This window comes from Klebsiella variicola (assembly GCF_000828055.2).
Classification (GTDB): Bacteria; Pseudomonadota; Gammaproteobacteria; order Enterobacterales; family Enterobacteriaceae; genus Klebsiella; species Klebsiella variicola.
Genome location: NZ_CP010523.2, coordinates 3,549,596 through 3,571,485, shown reverse-complemented (window position 1 = coordinate 3,571,485; position 21,890 = coordinate 3,549,596). Strand labels below are relative to the sequence as shown.

The 21,890-nt window shown below is 58.6% G+C and carries 18 protein-coding genes; 5 read left to right on the top strand and 13 right to left on the bottom strand.

The annotated features are described in order from the left end of the window. Positions 1-4: 4 nt before the first annotated feature. Complete coding sequence (locus SP68_RS16810) at positions 5-1,081, bottom strand: PTS fructose transporter subunit EIIC (RefSeq protein WP_008805917.1); 1,077 nt, start codon at positions 1,079-1,081, stop codon at positions 5-7. Positions 1,082-1,389: 308 nt separating this feature from the next. Between SP68_RS16810 and ptsP the strand changes: the two genes are divergently transcribed. Continuing rightward, positions 1,390-3,891: a phosphoenolpyruvate--protein phosphotransferase gene (ptsP, locus tag SP68_RS16805; protein ID WP_040975207.1), complete on the top strand. Its 2,502-nt coding sequence runs from the start codon at positions 1,390-1,392 to the stop codon at positions 3,889-3,891. 37 nt (positions 3,892-3,928) lie between these two features. Here ptsP and SP68_RS16800 read toward each other — a convergent pair whose 3' ends face one another. The 5 genes from SP68_RS16800 to SP68_RS16780 all read right to left on the bottom strand — a co-directional run bounded on the left by SP68_RS16800 (position 3,929) and on the right by SP68_RS16780 (position 10,858). Beyond that, positions 3,929-4,894 (bottom strand): PDR/VanB family oxidoreductase, encoded by a 966-nt coding sequence (locus SP68_RS16800; protein WP_040975209.1) that lies wholly within the window; start codon positions 4,892-4,894, stop codon positions 3,929-3,931. Positions 4,895-4,950: 56 nt separating this feature from the next. Continuing rightward, positions 4,951-6,399 (bottom strand): NAD-dependent succinate-semialdehyde dehydrogenase, encoded by a 1,449-nt coding sequence (locus SP68_RS16795; RefSeq protein ID WP_022065456.1) that lies wholly within the window; start codon positions 6,397-6,399, stop codon positions 4,951-4,953. An 18-nt stretch (positions 6,400-6,417) separates the two neighbouring features. Next, positions 6,418-7,542, bottom strand: coding sequence for a carnitine monooxygenase, oxygenase subunit YeaW (gene yeaW, locus SP68_RS16790; protein ID WP_008805921.1), 1,125 nt, complete (start codon positions 7,540-7,542; stop codon positions 6,418-6,420). Positions 7,543-7,578: 36 nt separating this feature from the next. Further along, entirely contained in the window at positions 7,579-9,186 is a 1,608-nt protein-coding gene (locus SP68_RS16785; RefSeq protein ID WP_040975214.1) for a BCCT family transporter, read from the bottom strand. 586 nt (positions 9,187-9,772) lie between these two features. Further along, complete coding sequence (locus SP68_RS16780; protein ID WP_032735168.1) at positions 9,773-10,858, bottom strand: tartrate dehydrogenase; 1,086 nt, start codon at positions 10,856-10,858, stop codon at positions 9,773-9,775. 82 nt (positions 10,859-10,940) lie between these two features. On the opposite strand from SP68_RS16780, the gene SP68_RS16775 reads away from it, so the two are divergent. Then, on the top strand, positions 10,941-11,903 hold the full coding sequence (locus tag SP68_RS16775; RefSeq protein WP_008805923.1) for a LysR substrate-binding domain-containing protein: 963 nt from the start codon (positions 10,941-10,943) through the stop codon (positions 11,901-11,903). On the opposite strand, the gene SP68_RS16770 is transcribed toward SP68_RS16775, so the two are convergent. The 4 genes from SP68_RS16770 to puuD form a co-directional block, all read right to left on the bottom strand. Next, a complete protein-coding gene (locus SP68_RS16770; RefSeq protein ID WP_008805924.1) occupies positions 11,900-13,180 on the bottom strand; it encodes an NAD(P)/FAD-dependent oxidoreductase in 1,281 nt (426 codons plus the stop codon). The two genes, SP68_RS16775 and SP68_RS16770, sit on opposite strands and share 4 nt — an antisense overlap. A 2-nt stretch (positions 13,181-13,182) precedes the next feature. Then, on the bottom strand, positions 13,183-14,670 hold the full coding sequence (puuC, locus tag SP68_RS16765) for an aldehyde dehydrogenase PuuC (RefSeq protein WP_040975216.1): 1,488 nt from the start codon (positions 14,668-14,670) through the stop codon (positions 13,183-13,185). Between the two features lie 320 nt (positions 14,671-14,990). Next, positions 14,991-15,548 (bottom strand): HTH-type transcriptional regulator PuuR, encoded by a 558-nt coding sequence (gene puuR / locus SP68_RS16760; protein ID WP_002898590.1) that lies wholly within the window; start codon positions 15,546-15,548, stop codon positions 14,991-14,993. A 25-nt stretch (positions 15,549-15,573) separates the two neighbouring features. After that, positions 15,574-16,326 (bottom strand): gamma-glutamyl-gamma-aminobutyrate hydrolase, encoded by a 753-nt coding sequence (puuD, locus tag SP68_RS16755; RefSeq protein WP_162493279.1) that lies wholly within the window; start codon positions 16,324-16,326, stop codon positions 15,574-15,576. A gap of 225 nt (positions 16,327-16,551) precedes the next feature. On the opposite strand from puuD, the gene SP68_RS16750 reads away from it, so the two are divergent. Both SP68_RS16750 and SP68_RS16745 read left to right on the top strand, forming a co-directional pair. Continuing rightward, positions 16,552-17,973 (top strand): glutamine synthetase family protein, encoded by a 1,422-nt coding sequence (locus SP68_RS16750; protein ID WP_008805927.1) that lies wholly within the window; start codon positions 16,552-16,554, stop codon positions 17,971-17,973. 353 nt (positions 17,974-18,326) lie between these two features. Beyond that, positions 18,327-19,718 carry an APC family permease gene (locus tag SP68_RS16745; RefSeq protein WP_008805929.1) on the top strand — a complete coding sequence of 464 codons (1,392 nt, stop codon included), beginning with the start codon at positions 18,327-18,329 and terminating at the stop codon, positions 19,716-19,718. Positions 19,719-19,837: 119 nt separating this feature from the next. Here SP68_RS16745 and SP68_RS27475 read toward each other — a convergent pair whose 3' ends face one another. Then, a complete protein-coding gene (locus tag SP68_RS27475; protein WP_002898600.1) occupies positions 19,838-19,960 on the bottom strand; it encodes a small membrane protein in 123 nt (40 codons plus the stop codon). 256 nt (positions 19,961-20,216) lie between these two features. Between SP68_RS27475 and SP68_RS16740 the strand changes: the two genes are divergently transcribed. Further along, positions 20,217-20,438 (top strand): hypothetical protein, encoded by a 222-nt coding sequence (locus SP68_RS16740; protein ID WP_040975226.1) that lies wholly within the window; start codon positions 20,217-20,219, stop codon positions 20,436-20,438. A 20-nt stretch (positions 20,439-20,458) separates the two neighbouring features. On the opposite strand, the gene SP68_RS16735 is transcribed toward SP68_RS16740, so the two are convergent. Then, positions 20,459-21,247 carry an SDR family NAD(P)-dependent oxidoreductase gene (locus SP68_RS16735; protein ID WP_040975228.1) on the bottom strand — a complete coding sequence of 263 codons (789 nt, stop codon included), beginning with the start codon at positions 21,245-21,247 and terminating at the stop codon, positions 20,459-20,461. 115 nt (positions 21,248-21,362) lie between these two features. Then, entirely contained in the window at positions 21,363-21,812 is a 450-nt protein-coding gene (locus SP68_RS16730) for a winged helix-turn-helix transcriptional regulator (protein ID WP_040975232.1), read from the bottom strand. Positions 21,813-21,890 lie beyond the last annotated feature (78 nt).

Here is a 21,890-nt window from a genome sequence, read left to right as displayed (position 1 = left end):
TCTGTTAGTTAATTTCGAAATCAAGGTCTAGTTCATCGTCAGCGGCGACGTCAGTGGGTTTCTTTTTGGCGAAGGCTTTCAGCAGGATGACGCAGGCAGCGCTGACGCAGGCGCCGACCAGCAGCGCGGCAACAAACCCGAGCTTGCCCTGGACCACCGGCAGCACGATAAGCCCGCCCCAGCCGGCGTAACACTGGGCGCCCATCAGCGCGGCGGTGACGCAGCCGCTGGCGGCGCCAATCATATTGGCCGGAATGACGCGCAGCGGATCCGCGGCGGCAAAGGGAATCGCCCCTTCGGTCACGCCGACACAGCCCATCACCAGAGCGGCTTTGCCGGTTTCCCGCTCTTCGGCGGTGAAATATTTGCGGCCAATCAGCGTCGCCAGCCCCATGCCCAGCGGCGGTACGGCGATACCGACGGCAGCGATAGCCACCACGCTGTAGACGCCCTGCGAAACGCAAATCAGCATGAAGGCGTAGGCTACTTTGTTCACCGGGCCGCCCATATCAAAGGCCAGCATCAGACCCATAATGATGGCCAGCACCACGATGCTGCCCTCGCGCATCCCCTGCAGCCAGCCGGTCAGGTTAGCGGTCAGCGCGCCAACCGGCTCGCCAAGCCCCCACATCATGATCCCGGCGGTGATAAAGGTGCCGACGATGGGAATGATGAAAATCGGCATCACCGAGCGCAGAACTTTATGTACGGGGATTTTTTTCAGGTAATAGACCACCAGGCCGCCAATCATGCCGGCGATCAGCGCGCCGAAGAAACCGGCGCCAAAGCTGTTGCCCACCCAGGCGCCGATGGCGCAGGGGGCCAGCGCGGCGCGGTCAGAAATGGAGTAGCCGATGTAGGCGGCGAGAAAGGGCACCATCAGCGTCAGCCCGGCGACGCCGATATCAAAAAGTTTCTTCAGATTAGGGTCGGTGGCGGCATCGGGCACCGCGCCTTTGCCATACAACATGACGGAGACCGCCAGCAGGATCCCGCCGGAAACCACGAAGGGGATCATGTGCGAGACGCCGGTCATCAGATGCTGGCGGGTATTTTTTAGTATTTGCACCAGTTCGTTCATTGCTTGCTCCTGAGCGCTGTAGGGCCCGTGACAGTATTGATGCCTCAACATTAGAAAAAGGGCGGGGTATTAAACAGTAGAGAAAAAGTGCATTTACTGGATATTTGTAAGGTGAGAAAAGAATTGCGATCCACCTCAAATCTTAGTAGTGACAGGAGAGATGAGCGCTAACAGGGTGGAACTGTGATGGCGGGCATAAAAAAATATTGTGTGTACAATAGTCCAGTAATTGCCAGTTTTATCACCTAGTCCCTGGGGCCGTCTTTTATTACTTTTGAGGAAATAATGGATTGCTCTGGAGGAAGGCGATGGCTCTGGTCATTGAATTTACATGTGATTTGCCCAACGGCGTGCATGCGCGTCCGGCCAGTCTGGTCGAAACGCTGTGTAACCGTTTTTCATCAGCGATTGAGTGGCGGAACTTGCGCCGCGAGACCGGCGGAAATGCCAAGAGCGCGCTGGCGATTATCGGCAGCAATACCCTGAAGGGCGACGCCTGCCAGCTGCTTATCAGCGGCGAAGATGAAGCTGAGGCATTCGCCGCGTTAACGGCTTTTATGCGCGATGAATTTCCCCACTGCGACGCGCCGCTGCCCGCTGCGCCAACGCTGGATGTCCAGCCGGTGCCAGAGTCGCTTTCGCGGCTGAACCCGACGCTGTTTCATGCCCACCCGGTGTGCGCCGGCAGCGCGGGAGGGACGCTGGTTCATCTCAAATCACGCGATCTGCACGAGCTGGGCGAACTGCCCGTCGCCGCCAGTCCCGAACAGGAGCAGGCGGCGCTGGATAATGGCCTGCGTCTGCTGGTGAAAGATATCGAGCTGCGGCTGCTGGACAATGACGGCACCGCCAGCGCCATCCTGGAAGCTCACCGTTCGCTGGCGACGGATGCCTCGCTGCGCCAGCACCTGCTTGGTGGCATCCTCACCGGCCTCAGCTGCGCGCAGGCGATTGTCGCCACCGGCGACCACTTCTGCGCCCAGTTCCGCGATTCCGGCAACAGCTATCTGCAGGAGCGGGTACTGGATGTCCGCGACGTCTGTTTCCAGCTATTGCAGCATATCTACGGCGAAGCCCGTTTCCCGGCGCCGGGCCAGCTGCGGGAAGCGGCCATTTGCCTTGCCGACGAGCTGACCCCCAGCCAGTTTCTGGAACTGGATAAAACGCATCTCAAAGGACTGCTGCTGCGCAGCGGCGGCACCACCTCGCATACCGTGATTCTGGCACGCTCATTCAATATCCCTACTCTGGTGGGCGTGGATTTAGCCGCGCTGCTGCCGTGGGTGGATACGCAGGTGCAGATTGACGGCAACGCCGGGCTGCTGGTGGTGGATCCGAGTCCGGCGGTAGCGCGCTACTATCAGCAGGAGGCCTGGCTACAGGCGCAAATCCGGCAACAGCAGCAGGTATGGCTGGATAAAGCCGGGCAGACGCAAGACGGTATCCGCGTGGAGATCGCCGCCAATATCGCCCATTCGGTGGAAGCGGTGGCGGCATTCAACCAGGGCGCGCAGTCGGTAGGGTTGTTCCGCACTGAAATGCTGTATATGGATCGCCCGAGCGCGCCGTCGGAAGATGAGCTCTACAACATCTTCTGCCAGGCGCTGGAACCCGCTGCCGGGCGCAGCATTATCGTGCGGACTATGGATATCGGCGGTGATAAGCCGGTGGCCTATCTCAACATCCCTGCGGAAAACAATCCGTTCCTCGGCTACCGCGCGGTGCGCATCTATGAAGAGTATCAGGCGCTGTTTCACACTCAGCTACGGGCGATTTTACGCGCCTCGGCGCACGGCTCGCTGAAGATTATGATCCCCATGATTTCATCAATGGAAGAGATCCTGTGGGTGAAAGAGCGACTGGCGGAGGCCAAACAGTCGCTGCGCGCCGAGCAGATCCCGTTTGATGAAAAGATCCCGCTCGGCATCATGCTGGAAGTGCCGTCGGTGATGTTTATCATCGATCAGTGTTGTGAAGAGGTGAATTTCTTTAGCATCGGCAGCAACGACTTAACGCAGTATCTGCTGGCGGTCGATCGTGATAATGCGAAAGTGACACGCCATTATAACAGCCTGAATCCCGCCTTCCTGCGCGCGCTGGACTATGCGGTACAGGCGGTGCATCGGCAGGGGAAATGGATTGGTCTGTGCGGCGAACTGGGGGCCAAAGGATCGGTGCTACCGCTGCTGGTAGGCCTCGGTTTAGATGAATTGAGCATGAGCGCGCCGGCGATCCCGGCGACCAAATCGCGCCTGGCGCAACTGGATAGCCGCGCCTGCCGCCAGCTGCTGAATCAGGCCATGCAGTGCCGTACCTCACTGGAAGTGGAGCATCTGCTGGCCCAGTTCCGCATGCGTCAGCAGGATGTGCCGCTGGTGAGCGCCGAGTGCATTACGCTGAATAGCGACTGGCGCAGCAAGGAGGAGGTGCTGAAAGGGATGACGGATAACCTGCTGCTGGCCGGACGCTGCCGCTATCCGCGTAAGCTGGAGGCCGACCTGTGGGCCCGCGAGGCGGTGTTCTCCACCGGTCTGGGCTTTAGCTTCGCCATTCCGCACAGTAAATCCGAGCATATTGAGCAGTCGACTATCAGCGTCGCGCGGCTGGCGCAGCCGGTGATATGGGGCGATGAAGAGGCGCAGTTTGTGATTATGCTGACGCTGAACAAGCACTCGGCGGGCGATCAGCATATGCGTATCTTCTCGCGGCTGGCGCGGCGCATTATGCACGCGGAGTTCCGCCAATCTCTGGTCTCCGCGGAGAGCAGCGAAGATATTGCCGACCTGCTGCGCCGCGAGCTGGAACTGTGATCTGCACACCGGCCAGCGGTGCCGGCCGGTGTGCGCTTTACAAATCCAGTACCAGGCGGCCGCTTTTGGCGCGCGAGCAGCAGATCAGCATACTCTGCTGGCTGGCTTTCTCTTCCTCGCTGTAATACTGATCGCGGTGGTCCGCTTCCCCTTCCAGAATCATCGTTTCGCAGGTGCCGCACACCCCTTCGCGGCACAGGCATTCCACCTTCGCCGCTTTGTTATTCTCAATAACCTGCAAAATGGTCATGTCCTGCGGTACGGTAAATTCGCGTCCGGAACGCGCCAGCACCAGGGTAAACGCCTCTCCGCCTTTATCCTCAACGATAAACTGCTCAAAGTGCAGCTGACTGGCGGGCACCTGATGGCGTTCGGCGGCGGCTTTCACCGCCTCGTTAAGCGCCGCCGGGCCGCAGGTATACACGTGGGTTCCGGGCTCGAGGTCGGCGAACAGGCGCGGCAGGTCGAGACGGCTGCCGAGCGCTGATACATGAACATTGACCCGATCTCGCCACGGCGCGGCGCTGAGCGCATCGACGAAAGCATTATTGTCGGCGTCGTGGAAACAGTAGTGCAGCTGCCAGTCGGCCTGCCGTTGTTCCAGTTCCGGAATATGCGACAAGAATGGCGTAATGCCGATACCGCCGGCGATCAGCAGATGTTTTCGCGCCTGTGGTTCGATGGCGAACAGGTTGTTGGGCGTTGACACCGTCAGGGTATCGCCCGGGCGCACCTGCTGGTGCATAAAACGCGAGCCGCCTTTGGAAGGCGACTCAAGACGCACCGCAATCTGCCAGCTGGTGGTATCCAGCGGCGAGCTCATCAGCGAATAGGCGTTACTGTAGCGCTGCTCGCCATCCTGCATCTGGACGATAATATGGCTGCCGCCGCTGAATCCCGGCAGCGGGGCGCCGGTCGGCGACACCAGCGTAAAACGCTTCACCTGGGCGGTGATCTGTTCAACATCGCGAACGATCGCCTCAAACATTTGATAATCAGACATCGCTGAACTCCATCAAAAATCCCGGCGTGGCCAGCGCCGCCGCCGGGAGAGGACATTTACAACCCCTGGCAGAGATACTTCATCTCCAGGTAATCTTCGATTCCGTGTTCCGACCCTTCGCGGCCAAGGCCGGACTGCTTCACTCCGCCAAATGGCGCGACTTCGTTGGAAATCAGCCCGGTATTGATGCCGACCATCCCGTATTCCAGCTGCTCGGAGACGCGCCAGATACGGGCGGCATCGTTGCTGTAAAAATAGGAGGCGAGACCGTAGATGGTGTTATTCGCCTGCTCGATGACCTGCTGCTCATCGTCAAATTTCACCAGCGCGGCCACCGGGCCGAAAATCTCTTCCTGCAGCAGCAGTGACCCCGGCTGTACGTCGCCGATAACCGTAGGGGTGAAGAAATTACCGCCCAGTGGGTGCGCTTTACCGCCGGTTAACAGCGTTGCGCCGCGGGTCAGGGCGTCGTCGAGCAGGGACTGGACTTTGCGCCCGGCGTCGGCGTTGATAAGCGGGCCAATCTGCACACCGGACTCGTTGCCATCGCCCACTTTCAGGGCGGCGACGCGGGCGACGAATTTATCGCAGAATTGGTCGTAGACGGCGCGATGAATATAGAAGCGATTGACGCAGACGCAGGTTTGCCCGGCGTTGCGGAACTTGGCGATCAGCGCTCCTTCGACCGCTTTATCGATATCGGCATCGTCAAAGACGATAAACGGCGCGTTACCGCCGAGCTCTAAAGAGAGCTTTTTGATGGATTCCGCGCACTGGCGCATCAGTACGCGGCCAACTTCGGTCGAGCCGGTAAAGGAGAGTTTACGCACCCGCTCATCGCCGGTGAACACCGCGCCAATTTCGCGCGACTGGCCGGTAACGACGTTAATGACGCCCTGCGGGATCCCGGCCTGATTCGCCAGTTCCGCCATCGCCAGCGCGGTAAACGGCGTTTCGTTAGCCGGCTTAATCACCATCGTGCAGCCAGCGGCCAGCGCCGGGCCGGCCTTACGGGTGATCATCGCCGCCGGGAAGTTCCACGGGGTGATCGCCGCGCAGACGCCCACGCCCTGGCGGATCACCATCAGGCGTTTATCCGCGCCAGGGGAGGGGATTATTTCGCCGTTGGTGCGTTTGCCCTGTTCGGCAAACCACTCGATAAACGAGGCGGCATAGGCGATTTCGCCTTCGGCCTCCGCCAGCGGCTTGCCCTGCTCGGCGGTCATGATCTGCGCCAGCGCGGTTTTGTTTTCGAGGATCAGGCGGTGCCAGTTTTTCAATAGCATGGCGCGCTGAGCGGCGGTTAATGCGCGCCAGGCCGGCAGCGCGGCCGCGGCGGCATCCACGGCCTGCTGCGCTTCCGCCCGACCCATATTAGGGATCTGGCCGAGCGCCGCGCCGGTGGAAGGATTGCTGACGGCAAGCGTCGTGCCGTCGGCGGCGTCGCGCCAGCTTCCGGCAATCAGCGCCTGCTGGCGAAACAGATCTGAGTGAAACACGGACATAGCAAACTCCTTCAACGATTACGGCTGGAACACCTGGGCCACCAAATTGTGGAAATGGGCGATACCGTGCTCGGAGATACCGCTGCCGCTGTTATCCGCCATAATGCGTCCCTGGCCGCGATAGCCGCGGGACTTCAGCCCCTTCTGCACGCTTTCCACCAGGCGTAAATCTTCCGGGCGGAACACGTCGCGATACCACTCAATCAGCGCTTTCTGATCGTCAGTCAGCTCTTCGTTGGTGAAATAGATGTCGTAATTCTGCAGAGTGGTCTCTTCATCCACCGGGAATTCATAGATCACGGTCATCATGCCCTTGATCGGCGTCACGTTGAACATGGTGCACGGCCATAGCCAGAAACCGTGGAACGCGGCGTCGGTACCTTCTTCGAATTTAAACGACTGCTCGGACGGCTTGGCGAAGCCATACTGCAGCGTCCATTTGCCGTGCATGGTGTGCCAGTAACGGTCAACCTGTACGGAATCCGAGAAGCCCGGGTGCGCCGGGCCGCAGTGGTAACATTCCAGATAGTTATCGACGATATTTTTCCAGTTCGCCGGGGTGAGAGTGGTAAAGCGCGCTGCCAGTTTCAGGTCATGCACGTCCGGGCAGGCTTCCAGCACTTTGTCCTGCAGGCCCGGCAGCTGCGTTTCCACGCTCTCCGCTTGCGGGTTCATATTGATAAACACAAAGCCGGCATACTCTTCCAGGCGAACCGGCACCAGCGTTGCCTTTTCGCTATCGAAATTCGCCACGTTTTCGCAGTTGCGGGCGTGGGCGAGATTGCCGTCAAGCTTGAAGGCCCAGGCGTGATAGGGGCAGGTAATCACGTTTTTGGCTTTACCTTCACCGCTCAGCAGCTGGTGGCCGCGGTGCGGGCAGACGTTATAGAAAGCGCGCAGAATGTTGTCGCGGCCGCGGACGATAACGATATTTTCACCAATGATCTCCCGGGTGATGTAGTCGTTCGGCCGGGCGACCTCGCTGCCGTGGGCGACGCAAATCCAGCTATTGGCGAAGATGCGCTCTTTCTCGTGTTCAAACGCCTGGCTGTCGGTATAAAAACGGGCCGGAATGGTCCAGGCATCCTGCGGATTGGCGCAAAAGTTAATCGGCAGAGTAAAGTCAGGGCTCAAATTGCTCATGTAAGGTCACCTTGTGATTATTGTCAGTAAGAGGTTTTACAGCGACTGGCCGTCGCCTTTGAGTACCGTGCCAACCGGTAGCGTCTCGGCTTTAATCATTGGCTCGGGCGTATGGGTTTCTATCTGATTGACCGGCACGTGGGCGTAGTCCTGTTTTAGCCAGCGCACGAAGCCGCCGGTTTTAATCAGTAAAATGGCCAGGAACGGTAGGGCGGTCAGCACCACGGTGGTTTTCATGGTCTCAAGCGAAGCGCCGGTAAACAGAATCGATAGCGGGATGAGGGTGATCACCACGCACCAGAACAGGCGCATGCCGCGATCCGGATCGTCGCCTTCGCGCAGGTTGCGGGTGCTGGTCGCCGCCATGGTGTAGGCCACCGCATCCATGTGCGAGGCGAGGAAAACAATCATCACGAACAGATAGGCGGCGAGGAACAGCTTACCTGCCGGCAGCGACATCAGGACCTGCTGGACGGCGGTTTCGCCGCCAAGAGTCTGCATCACCTGCGGTACGTTAATCACGCCGTTAACGAACTGGTGCATGGCGTAGCTTTCCATCACCCCAAAGAAGAACCAGCAGCCGGCGGTGCTACCAAGGAGCAGTCCCCATATCACCTCTTTGATTTTGCGCCCGCGGGAGACGCGGGTGACGAACATCGCCACGCCCGGAGTATAGGAGATCCACCACAGCCAGTAGAAGACGGTCCAGTTGCGGGTAAAGGCGCCGTCGCCGAGGGGATCGGTAAACAGACTCATCTGCAGGAAGTTCTGAGTCGTCAGGCCGACGGCGTTAATGATGTTATTGGTGATGAATTCGGTCGGACCAACCAGTAATACCACCAACGGCAGCAGAAACGCCCCCCAGCCGACCATTTTGCTCAGGCGCTGCAGGCCGTTGTTGATGCCAATCCACGAACTCATGCAGAAAATACCGCCGGAGAGCAGGATCACAAACGCCTGCACGGTGAAGTTATCCGGCAGCCCGGTCAGCGCTGACAGGCCGCGGGTGAAGGTGGCGGCAGTGACCACCAGCGAAATGGTTAACGCGCCGACGGTAGCGATCAGGAACATCAGATCGACCAGACGGCCCCAGAAGCCCTGCGGACTCACTCCGGTGATCGCTGAAATGATCCCGGAGAGGCTGAGGCCTTTATTTTTCCGCACGTGGAAGTGATAGGCCATGATCAGCGAAGCGAGAGTGTAGGTCGCCCAGGCGCTAACCCCCCAGTGGAAGAAAGAATAAGGGATGCTGTATTCCAGCGCTTTCGGCGATTGCGGAGCAATGTTCAGGCCCGGGGTCTGGTAATAATAAGCCCATTCGGCAACGCCCCAGTACAGCGTGGAGGAGCCGAGCCCGGCGCAGATAAACATAAACAGCCATGAGAGGGTACTGTATTCGACTTTGCCTTCGCCGAGACGGATATTGCCGTATTTGCTGGTGGCCAGATAGAGCACCAGTCCCAGCGCCAGCAGCACCAGTACCTGTACCGTGGAACCCAGCAGGCGGGTCACGCCGTTAAAAATCGAATCAGCCGCCTGCGCGGTTTGGTGGGGGAAGAGACTTAATTTAGCGGCGATGAAAACAATGGCCGCCAGGCTGATGGCAATCAGCGGCACATCTTTTTTCTTTACGTTGCTCAACATGGGTGATCTCCTGGGCATGATTGCCCGTCGGTGGCTTTAGCCTGTCGTTGTTATCACGCTGTAGGGTCAAGGTTCGTAGCAAAAGCTATTAACAATCGGATTATTTCTTCGTTACATGAATTAAACAATTGGCCGTTTCGTGAAGCAATAAAACACGGAACGGAAATAATAAAAGGTGAATTGGCGCAGGTTCTGTCCTTTCAGGAATTAATAAAGTTCACCGCTGTGATGCGGTCCACTTGTCAATCGTGGGGGATTCTGCATAGCGAAAAGAGAGGGAAGTTGGCGCAGGTCTTCCCGGGTAGCGGCTGCGCCTTACCCGTGCTTGCTACTCGCGGTGTCGTTTTTTTGTCGGGTGGCGGCTAACGCCTTACCCGACCTACGGTCCGTGCCATTGCGAGCTTAAGATCTCTACCTTGTCCCCATGGCTACTGCAACTGCCGGTGTTGGCGGCCTCAACATCGCTGAGACGTTCCCTGCAGGCCGGGGCAGCCCGCAGGGATGCGGGCTGAGGGCCGTGTTTTTACATTATCGTGCCTTTTGTAGCCCCGGTAAGCGCCGCGCCACCGGGGAGCGGCCGGGGTAATTACGCCAAAATGGCCTTGCAGATGGCGTCGCTGACCTGTTGCGTTGACGCGCTGCCTTTCATATCCGGGGTTTTCGGCCCGCTGGCAATCACCTGCTCAATCGCCGCCAGGATGCCGTTGTGCGCGGCGTGATAGCGCGCATCGCCGTTGCCGAGGAAATCGAGCATCATCGCCCCGGCCCATATGGTGGCGATCGGGTTGGCGATATTTTTACCGTAGATATCCGGCGCGGAGCCGTGAACCGGCTCGAACAGCGACGGGAAGGTGCGCTCCGGATTGAGATTGGCCGACGGCGCAATACCGATAGTGCCGGTACAGGCCGGGCCGAGATCGGAGAGAATATCGCCGAACAGATTGGAGCCGACCACCACGTCAAAACGCTCCGGCTGCAGCACGAAGCGGGCGCACAGGATATCGATATGCTGCTTGTCCCAGCGAATATCCGGATAGTTTTTGGCCATCTCTTCCACCCGCTCATCCCAGTAGGGCATGCTGATCGCCAGTCCGTTGGATTTGGTCGCCGAAGTCAGCGTTTTGCGTGGGCGGCTTTGCGCCAGTTCGAAGGCGTAGCGCAGGATCCGGTCCACGCCGCGGCGGGTAAAGACCGACTCCTGAATCACCACTTCATGATCGGTGCCTTCATTGGCGCGCCCGCCGAGGGCGGAATATTCGCCTTCGGTATTTTCGCGCACCACGTAAAAATCGATATCGCCGGCCTTTTTACCCGCCAGCGGGCAGGGGACGCCGGGGAACAGACGCACCGGACGCAGGTTGACGTATTGGTCAAACTCACGGCGGAACTTCAGCAGCGACCCCCACAGCGAAATGTGGTCGGGAACGGTATCCGGCCAGCCGACGGCGCCGAAGTAGATGGCATCGAAGCCCTGCAGCTGCTCGCGCCAGTCGTCCGGCATCATCTTGCCGTGATGGGCATAATATTCGCAGCTTGCCCACTCCATCTGCTCGAAGCTCAATGACAGATCCCAACGCTGTGCGGCGGCTTGCAGCACGCGAATCCCTTCAGGCAGAACTTCTTTGCCAATTCCGTCACCCGGGATGGCGGCAATACGATAGGTTTTTTTCATTCCGGTTCTCACTTTTTAGCGATGATGTTTGACCACCTGCCTATCCTATAATTGACTGGTTCATAATTAATCACGCTAACTGGTGAAACATAAAACACAGATCATGAATAATCTGCCGCTGCTAAATGATTTACGCGTCTTTATGCTGGTCGCTCGCCGGGCCGGGTTCGCCGCCGCCGCCGAAGAGCTTGGCGTATCACCGGCGTTCGTCAGCAAGCGGGTTTCGCTGCTGGAGCAAACCCTGAATGTGGTGTTGCTGCACCGGACCACCCGCCGGGTCACCATTACCGAGGAGGGGGAGCGGATCTACGAATGGGCGCAGCGCATTTTGCAGGATGTCGATGAGATGATGGACGAGCTTTCCGACGTACGCCAGGTGCCGCAGGGAACGCTGCGTATTATCAGTAGCTTCGGCTTTGGTCGCCGGGTGGTGGCCCCGGCGCTGTCGGCGCTGGCCCTTCAGTACCCGCAGCTGGAACTGCGTTTCGATGTCCAGGACCGGCTGGTGGATTTAGTCAATGAAGGGGTGGATCTCGATATTCGCGTCGGCGATGATATCGCGCCGAATCTGATTGCCCGCCAGCTGGCGGCCAACCACCGCGTGCTCTGCGCCTCGCCGCAATTCCTTGCCCGCCATCCACCGCCGAAACAGCTGAGCGATCTGGCCGCCTTACCCTGCCTGGTGATTAAAGAACGCGATCATCCGTTTGGCATCTGGCAGTTGCACAGCAAAGAGGGGCAGCATGCGATCAAGGTGACCGGGCCGCTGTCGTCCAACCATGGTGAAATTGTGCATCAGTGGTGTCTGGACGGGCAGGGGATTGCGTTACGTTCATGGTGGGACGTCCGGGAGAATATCGCCAGCGGCCATCTGGTGCATGTGCTGCCGGAATTCTTTCAGCCTGCCAACGTCTGGGCAGTCTATGTCTCCCGGCTGGCGACGTCGGCTAAAATTCGCACCACCGTGGAGTTTCTGCGCCACTACTTTCAGCAGCACTATCCGCAGCATGAGCCGACGGCCAGCGCCGTCGGCAGAGGCGATTAAACCCCAAGGCGGTCGCGCAGGCTGTAGTAGGCGGCGCCCATGGCGGTAAAAGGAATGCGCAGGCTGCGGCCGCCCGGGAACGGGTAGTGCGGCAGTTTGGCGAAGGCGTCGAACCGCTCGGCGTCGCCGCGCAGCAGCTCTGAAATCAAGCGTCCGGCAAGGTGGGTACAGGTCACGCCGTGGCCGCTGTAGCCCTGCATGTAGTAAATATTGTTATCGAGACGGCCGAACTGCGGCATCCGCGACAGGGTCAGCAGGAAGTTGCCGGTCCAGCGGTAGTCAATTTTCACCCCCTGCAGCTGCGGGAAGGTTTTCAGCAGCTTCGGCATAATCAGCCGCTCCACGTCGTCCGGATCGCGCGCGCCGTAGACCACGCCGCCGCCGTACAGCAGACGGTTGTCGCCGGTCAGACGGTAGTAGTCCAGCAGGTAGTTACAATCTTCCACACAGTAGTTTTTCGGGATCAGCGAGCGGGCGACCTCTTCCGACAGCGGAGCGGTAGTGACCACCTGGGTGCCACACGGCATGCTGCGTTTCGCCAGCTCCGGCTCCAGTTTATCGCCAAGATAGGCGTTGCCGGCGACGATCACGTAGCGCGCGGTGACCTGGCCGCGCGCGGTGCTGACCACCGCCGGGCTGCTGTGCTGGATGCGGGTGACCGGCGACTGCTCATACACCCGGCCGCCGTTCAGGCGAATGGCGTCCGCTTCACCGATGGCGAGGTTCAGCGGGTGAATATGGCCGCCGCTGTGGTCAAGCAGGGCGCCGACGTAGCGGTCGCTGTCCACTTCACGACGAATGGCCTCTCTGTCCAGCAGCTCCAGTTGGGTGTTGCCGTAGCGTTCCCAGTTGGCTTTCTGCTCTTCCAGGGTTTCCAGCTGCTTATGGTTCATCGCCACGAACAGGCCGCCCGGGCGGTAATCGCACTGGATCTGATACCGCTGGATGCGCTCGCGAATAATATCGCCGCCTTCGAACATCATGCTGCCGAGCATTTTGGCCGCATCCGGGCCGTAGTTTTTCTCAATGACGTCGATATCGCGGCTATAGGAGTTGACCAGTTGACCGCCGTTGCGGCCGCTGGCGCCGAAGCCGATGCGCGCCCCTTCCAGCACCACCACGTCGTAGCCCATTTCGGCCAGATGCAGAGCTGAGGAGAGGCCGGTGTAGCCGCCGCCGACGACGCAGACGTCACAGTTGATGGATCCCTCCAGCGTCGGGAACGGTTCATACTTATTGGCGCTGGCGGCGTAGTAGCTAGTGGTATGTTCAGTCATGATCAAGACTCCAGGGCAATCCAGATGGTTTTCAGTTCGGTGAATTTTTCCAGCGCGTGCAGCGATTTATCGCGCCCGTTGCCGCTCTGCTTGTAGCCGCCGAACGGAACGGTCATATCACCATCGTTATAGTTGTTGACGAAGACCGAGCCAGCCTTCAGGCGACGGCTCATGCGGTGGGCGCGTGACAGATCGCGGGTCCACACGGCGGCGCCGAGACCGTAGTCACTGTCATTAGCAAGCTGCAGCGCCTCTTCTTCGCTTTTGAAGCGCGTGACCACCAGTACCGGGCCGAAGATCTCTTCCCGGCTGAGGGTCGATGCCGGGTCGACGTCAACGAAAATGGTCGGGCCGACGGCGGCAGGCCACGGATTTTTCCGTCCGTCGAGGAACAGCGTGCTTTTGGCTTCGCCACCGCGGATAAAACTGTGCACGTTGTCGGCATGGGCGTTATCAATCAACATGCCCATGGTGGTGTCCGGATCGAGCGGGTTACCCGGCTGCCAGTGTTGCGCCTGCGCTTTCAGCAATGTCAGAAATTCGTCGGCGATGCTCTCCTCCAGCAGCAGGCGGGTCCCGGCGATACACACCTGGCCCTGGTTATAGAAGATGCCGCCGGCGGTGGCGTTGACCGCTTTTTGCAGATCCGGGCAGTCGGCGAAGACGATGTTGGCGCTCTTGCCGCCCGCTTCCAGCCATACGCGCTTCATATTGCTGTCGCCGGCGTCTTTCAGCAGCTGCTTGCCGGTACGGGTGGAGCCGGTGAAGGTGATGACTTCGACGTCAGGATGCAGGGCCAGCGCCTGTCCGGCCTCGTGGCCAAAGCCGCTGACCACGTTCAACACGCCGTCCGGCAGGCCGGCCTCTTTCGCCAGCCCGGCCAGACGCAGGGCGGTGAGCGGCGATTTTTCTGAGGGTTTGAGGATCACGCTGTTGCCCGCCGCCAGCGCCGGACCGAGTTTCCAGCAGGCCAGCAGTAGCGGGAAGTTCCACGGCACCACCGCGGCAATCACGCCAATTGGTTCACGAACGATCATCGCCAGCTCGTTGCCGCCAGTGGGCGCGACTTCGCCATAGACTTTATCCAGCGCCTCGGCGTACCAGCGAATGGCGCGGGCGGCGCCGGGAATATCATCGCGCAGGCTGTGGCGGATCGGTTTGCCGGTATCCAGCGTTTCGAGCAGCGCCAGCTCTTCACAATGGGTTTCCATCAGGTCAGCAAAGCGAGTGAGAACCGCTTTACGCCGGGCCGGAGAGGCCTGCGACCAGTCGCCGTAATCAAAAGCCTGGCGCGCGGCCTTCACCGCCCGTTCGACGTCGGCTTTTTTACCGCGGGCGACCTGCGCTAATGTCTGCTGCGCGGCAGGGTCGATAGTTTCAAAGGTGGTATTATCGGCCGCGGCGCAATATTCGCCGTTAATAAATAAGCGCGTTTCAATGGCCAGGTTTTTCGCTTTTTCCTGCCAGTAAGCCAGGTGCTGAAAATTCATCATGACTCCTTAAAAACATTATCGGCACATTAATCAGTTCGGCGTTTTCAGGCTGCACGGGGGCACTGCGCCGGGCGCAGGGCATAATGTATCCCCGGAGTTGAATACCGTTTTATTCCCCTGAATGGCGACAGGTTGTTTACAACCCGAATTATTCAGGAGCGAGTCGCCATTCACTGGCGTTAATTATTTCGGGGCCAACAGGAAATAATATTCCGTACGGCGCAGGCGTAATTACTACGATTTCTTCTCCGCGACGAAAATAGATTTTCCGCCGCGACAGGCCTGAAGAAAGCCTGAACCTCGTTCAGGCTAAATAATCAGAATGTGGTGGGGGTGTGGGCACTGATGATGCGGCAGATGCCTGCCGAGGTGTTGCTGAAGCTGTGCGGGATGCCGGTATTAATGGCATAGCTCTGTCCAGCCACCAGGTGATACGACTGACCGTTAATGGTCAGCACGATCTCACCTTCCAGTATGGTGCCTATCTCCTCACCCTGATGCTTAATTCTCTCCCCGGTCGTGGTTCCAGGCTGGTAAGTTTCAAAAATCATCGCCAGCGTACGGTTCGGATTTCCGTTATGAACCAGCTTCATGGAAACGCCCTGACTTCCCATCTCAATCAGGTCATCCTGATTAATGACCACCTGGGGTTCGTCCGGCTTTTCGGGTTCAGAAAAGAATTCCGAGAGCGACAGCCCATAGACTTTCAGCAGCTTTTGCAGCGTACTGATGGCAGGACTGACTTTGTCCTGCTCTATGGTGCTGATGGCACTATGTGTCAACCCAGACAGTTCGGCGGCACGACGCTGCGAGAGACCCAGCTGTTGGCGGATCTCTGACAGACGTTTCCCTGGCGCCAGTCCGTCATCGCTCATATTTGCATTTCCTTAACGGTAGTGGTCAGCGCCGCCGCTTTTCAGCATGATGGCCCTGACAGGCGGTGATAAAACCATCAAACAACATACGCGACAGGGCGTATTCGCTACTGTTCCATTCAGGATGCCACTGTACGCCCAACGCGAAAGGATGATCGTTCACGCTGACCGCTTCCACCAGTCCATCCGGCGCTCGCGCCTCCACGCGCAGCTGCGGACTCAGGGTTTTTGCCCCTTGCCCATGTAGCGAGTTTACCCAAAACGTGTTGCAGCCCGGTATCAATTGCGACAGCAATCCTCCTTCCTGAACCTCAACCTGATGGGACGGCGCATACTGCTGCTCGACGGGCAGTTCAGGATCTTCACGATGTTCAAGGAGCTCAGGCTGCTCGAACAGACGACGATACAGAGTCCCGCCGGTGGCGACAACCAGTTCCTGCAGTCCACGACAGATGGCGAAAATGGGGATGCGCCTTTCGAGCGCGGCGTTAATCAGCGCCATGCTCAGAAGATCACGCCCGGGGTCGGCGTCAGGCTCATCGCCGTTTTCACCATAAAGGTGCGGCTGCACATTACTGGGGCTGCCTGGCAGGTAAATCCCGTCCAGTTTATCGACTAACGCGTTCAGCAGCTCCGGCTCCGCCAGCGCATGCGGCAGGGCGATCGGCAGTCCGCCGTGGTTAACAATGGCATTCAGGTACTTTTCTTGCAGAGTCTGGGTCTGGTGACCCTTAAGCCTGTTTCTACACATCACGACGCCAACAACTGGCTTGTACATTATATTTTCCATGATCGCCCTCACAAAGTGGACTAAATTATGACCGCTATAGCGGGTTTAACGGCCATATCGTTCAATATTTTCTCAATCTAGCAGTGGAAATAGCCCTTTGCAAACTTAATTTAACATTTGACAAACAATTTATTTGCATACACAGTCGATGGGGTGGACATTATATTTAACGGTCTGAGCACAGGACCGAAACCCAACCAACGGCGGTGAATCATGGAAACCAATATCGTAGAAGTTGAGAACTTTGTTCAGCAGACGGAAGAGAGACGGGTCAGCGCGTTCGCGAAAGAAGTGAAGCGCTACCTCGAAACCTACCCCGATACCCAGTATGTCGATGTCCTCCTTACCGACCTGAACGGCTGCTTCCGCGGCAAGCGCATTCCGGTTGCCGGCCTGAGCAAACTGGAGAAAGGCTGTTATTTCCCGGCCTCGGTGTTTGCAATGGATATTCTTGGCAATGTGGTGGAAGAGGCCGGCCTGGGTCAGGATATGGGCGAACCGGATCGCAGCTGCATTCCGGTACCCGGCACCTTAACGCCTTCGGCGGCTGACCCACAATCGATAGCCCAGGTACAGCTGACCATGGTTGATGAAGATGGCGCTCCCTTTGACGTTGAGCCGCGGAACGTACTCAACCGCCTCTGGCAGCAGTTGCGCCAGCGCGGGCTGTTCCCCGTGGTAGCGGTAGAGCTGGAGTTCTATTTACTGGACCGCAAACGCGACGCCGAAGGCTACCTTCAGCCGCCGTGCGCGCCGGGCACCGACGATCGCAACACCCAAAGCCAGGTCTACTCCGTCGATAACCTGAACCACTTTGCCGACGTGCTTTATGACATCGACGAGCTGGCCAAACTGCAGCTGATCCCCGCCGACGGCGCGGTGGCGGAAGCCTCGCCGGGCCAGTTTGAAATCAACCTTCACCATACCGATAACGTGCTGGATGCCTGCGATGATGCGCTGGCGTTAAAACGTCTCGTGCGTTTAATGGCGGAGAAGCATAAGATGCACGCCACTTTTATGGCGAAGCCTTATGAAGAGCATGCGGGCAGCGGGATGCACATCCACATCAGCATGCTGAACAATAAAGGGGAAAACGTGCTGGTGGACGGCGACGGGGAAGACTCTGTGCTGCTCAAACGCGCGCTGGCCGGGATGATCGATCTGATGCCGGCCTCGATGGCGCTGCTGGCGCCGAACGTGAACTCGTATCGCCGCTTCCAGCCGGGGATGTACGTCCCGACGCAGGCTTCGTGGGGGCATAACAACCGCACCGTGGCCTTGCGTATTCCGTGCGGCGAGCGGCAGAACCACCGCGTCGAGTATCGCGTGGCGGGGGCGGACGCCAACCCGTATCTGGTGATGGCGGCGATTTTTGCCGGCATTCTGCACGGGCTGGATAACCCCCAGCTGCCTTTGCAGGAAGAGGTGGAAGGTAACGGTCTGGAACAAGAGGGCCTGCCGTTCCCGATCCGCCAGAGCGATGCGCTGTGGGAGTTTATGCAGAACGATCATCTGCGCGAGCGCCTCGGTGAGCGTTTCTGCCACGTTTTCCATGCCTGTAAGCATGATGAATTACTGCAGTTTGAGCGTCTTATCACAGAAACCGAAATTGAGTGGATGTTGAAAAACGCCTGATGGTCGCCCCGCGAGGGGCCCATGAGTTTGGTAATCAGTAGCATCATACGGCCTGAGCGGAGCCTGGTCGTCCTTTTTGCTGGGAGCCCAGCCATTTCCCGGATGTCGCGTTAAGGAGCGCAGGCGGCAACGGGGCTTCAGTTAACGACACAGTGTGTGACGAGGAAATGAGATGATGCAGATGTTCAAATATCCGCAGGGAGAGGGAGGCCGCTCAGGCCGCATGGAATGCCAGCCAGCTACCGCTCACCGGTCCGTCTTACCCTTTTATCTATGCCTTACCCCTTTGCTAAGCAGGTTTGTCACGCGGACGTTGGGTCCGCAAACTGTTAACAGCAAGGGGGGAATGGGCGATGGCTATTAATCTTCCTGCGCATAACGCCGCTCAGGCGGGCAGACCACGCCTGCGTAAATCCCTCAAACTCTGGCAAGTGGTGATGATGGGGCTGGCCTATCTGACGCCGATGACGGTGTTTGATACCTTCGGCATCGTCTCCGGCATCAGTAATGGCCACGTACCGGCGTCTTATCTGCTCGCGCTGGCCGGGGTGCTGTTCACCGCCATCAGCTACGGCAAACTGGTGCGTCAGTTCCCGGAAGCCGGCTCGGCTTACACCTACGCGCAAAAATCCATCAGTCCGCACGTCGGTTTTATGGTCGGCTGGTCGTCGCTGCTCGATTATCTGTTTCTGCCGATGATCAACGTCCTGCTGGCGAAGATCTATCTCTCGGCGCTGTTCCCGGAGGTGCCGCCATGGGTGTGGGTGGTCACCTTTGTCGCCATTCTGACCGCCGCGAACCTGAAAAGCGTTAACCTGGTGGCCAACTTCAACACCCTGTTCGTGCTGGTGCAGATTTCGATCATGGTGGTGTTTGTCATTCTGGTGGTGCAGGGGCTGCACAAAGGCGAGGGGGTGGGGACCGTCTGGTCGCTGCAGCCGTTTATCAGCCAGAATGCGCATCTGATCCCGATTATTACCGGCGCGACGATTGTCTGCTTCTCGTTTCTCGGCTTCGACGCGGTGACCACGCTGTCGGAAGAGACCCCTGACGCCGCACGGGTGATCCCGAAAGCGATTTTTCTCACCGCGATGTACGGCGGCATTATTTTCATCGTCGCGTCGTTCTTTATGCAGCTGTTCTTCCCGGATATTCATCGCTTTAAAGACCCCGATGCCGCGCTGCCGGAGATTGCGCTGTACGTGGGCGGCAAGCTGTTCCAGTCGATTTTCCTGTGCACCACCTTTGTTAACACCCTGGCATCGGGCCTGGCCTCGCATGCCAGCGTCTCCCGTCTGCTGTACGTGATGGGCCGCGACAACGTCTTCCCGGAGCGCATTTTTGGCTATGTGCATCCGAAATGGCGTACCCCGGCGCTGAACGTGATTATGGTGGGCATCGTTGCGTTGTCGGCGCTGTTCTTCGACCTGGTGACCGCCACGGCGTTGATCAACTTCGGCGCGCTGGTGGCGTTCACTTTCGTAAATCTGTCGGTGTTCAACCACTTCTGGCGGCGCAAGGGGTATAACAAAACCTGGAAGGATCGGCTGCACTATCTGCTGTTGCCGATGGTCGGCGCGTTGACGGTGGGCGTGCTGTGGATCAACCTCGAGGCCACCTCGCTAACGCTTGGTCTGGTGTGGGCGGCGCTTGGCCTGCTGTACCTGGCTTACCTGACCCGACGCTTCCGTAAACCGCCGCCGCAGTTCGATGCCACCAAAGCGGAGCAGGCCTGGGAGTCATAAACGTTTGATGTTGCGGTTGAACGAAGGCAGGCCCACAGGCCTGCCTTGGTTTTTGGTTCGGTAAGGGACAGTACAGGACGGTAAAGAAATCAGCAGAAAACGGCGGGGAACGGAAGGTATTATTTCTTCTTTTTATGGACAGGTAACTGACTGGCGCGCCGCTCTTTGAGGTACGACACCAGGCTGTAGATGGCGACGCCCAGCAGCGCCACCGCGACGATAAAGAGAATAAGACCCGACATAGACCAACCTAATATTCTGTTTAGAAAGGGAAAAAGATACAGGGCTCTGTTTGAAGATAACATCGGGATATGTCTGAAAGATGACGCCTCATCGTGAGAATATCCGGCGGCGGGGTTGTGATAAAATATTTCCCGCAGGAATGTGACCGCCCGGGTTTCACCTGAAAGGATGTAACACTCCGTTAAGTGATTTTACAGAAGTGCGGCGTACAGCGGGTTACGCTGACCGCGAATGAGAACGATCTGAGAGTCAGTCATGTATAAGAAAACCCTCAGCCTGCTGGGCGTGGTGCTGGCGCTGTCTGCCTTTGCCAGCCAGGCTGAAAGTGAACGTCAGGCGAGCCGCGAGCAGATCGTGGAGCAGGTCCTCAAGCCGTGTGAAGGCAAAAAAGCGGGCGATAAGGTGGTGATCACCGATCGCCGCGGCGGCGAGCACGAGGCCATTTGTACCCTGACGGCGGTTCCGCTACCGGAGTAATGCCCGCCGCAAGGTGCCGCTTAGCGATACCGCGGCGCAGGCTGTCCGGTTCGTGCGCTGGTAAACAGCGCCAGTCTGGACTGCTCGTAGGTATCCCACAGTGTCAGGTCATGAACCGGCGGTAACGTGACCTTTTCCCCCATCTCCAGCCCCCTGAGGGCGGCGTCCACCAGATCTTCTGTGGTCATCACCGTGCCGGTGGGCAGGGCGTTCAACGCCACGCCGGAGGTCGGCCAGAGATCGGTGGCGGTCGCCGCCGGCAATACCGCCTGAATACGCACGCCGCTGTCGGCAAACTCATCCTGCAGACCGCGGGTGAAGCTCAACACCCAGGCTTTACTGGCGCTGTAGACCGCGCTGCCCGGCAGCGTATGCAGCGCGAGGATGGAGGCAATATTAATGAGCGTTCCCCGGCGTCGGGGGGCGAAAGCGGCCAGCGCGGCATAGCTCAGGCGCAGCAGCGCCGTGGTGTTGAGCGTGTGAATCGCCTGGTGCTCCCGCGGCGTACTGGCGAGAAAACCCGCCATTTTCGCGGTGCCGGCGTTGTTAATGAACAGGTCGATGGCGGGATCCTGCTGCAGACGCTGCTCTACGGCGGCAATCCCGTGCTCTTCGCTAAGATCGGCTTTGAGGATGCTGGCCTGGATGGCATACCGTGACTGCAGCTGGTCGGCGAGCGCCTGCAGCCGGTCTTCACGGCGGGCCGCGAGGATCAGATTGTAGCCGCGGGCGGCGAGTCGTTCGGCATAGATCGCGCCGATACCTGAGGACGCGCCAGTGATAAAAGCAGTGTGCGATGGTTGGGTCATGAGAATTGCCTCGTAAAAGGTTGCATTATTAAACCAAATTCAGCATGAGATATTAGGTTTAATAATGCAACCATTTTGTCCGGACTTTTTCATTTTTGCCTGCCGCGGGCAGCGTTTAGTCGTTCAGCGGAATAGCGATGGTGATGTCTGCCGGGTCCAGCTCACGGCCATCCGCCGCCTGCAGGACCAGCTTACGCAGGGGCTGACGCTGCTGGCGGTCAATGAGCCGGGTCGCCGGTTCGTTCGGGTCAAAAAGATAGTCGTCTGCCCACTGGGAGAGGGCGACCAGCACCGTCTGCAGGGCACGGCCCTTGTCGGTCAGGACATACTCCTGCCAGGCGCTGCCATCGGAGGCCGGCTGCAGGCGCAGGATGCCTTCATCCACCAGCATTTTCAGCCGCCCGGCGAGCATGTTTTTGGCAATACCGAGGTTTTTCTGGAATTCGCTAAACCGGCGCACCCCGCGCAGAGCATCGCGGACGATCAGCAGCGACCACCAGTCGCCGATAACATCGAGGGAGCGGGCGATAGGGCAACAGCTGTTTTCCAGACGGGTACGTTTCACGAAAGCCTCCAGGTTAATTGTTTCATTATAAAACTCTTTGCCCGGCAGGGGAAATTTTCGGCTACGGTCTAAGTTTGC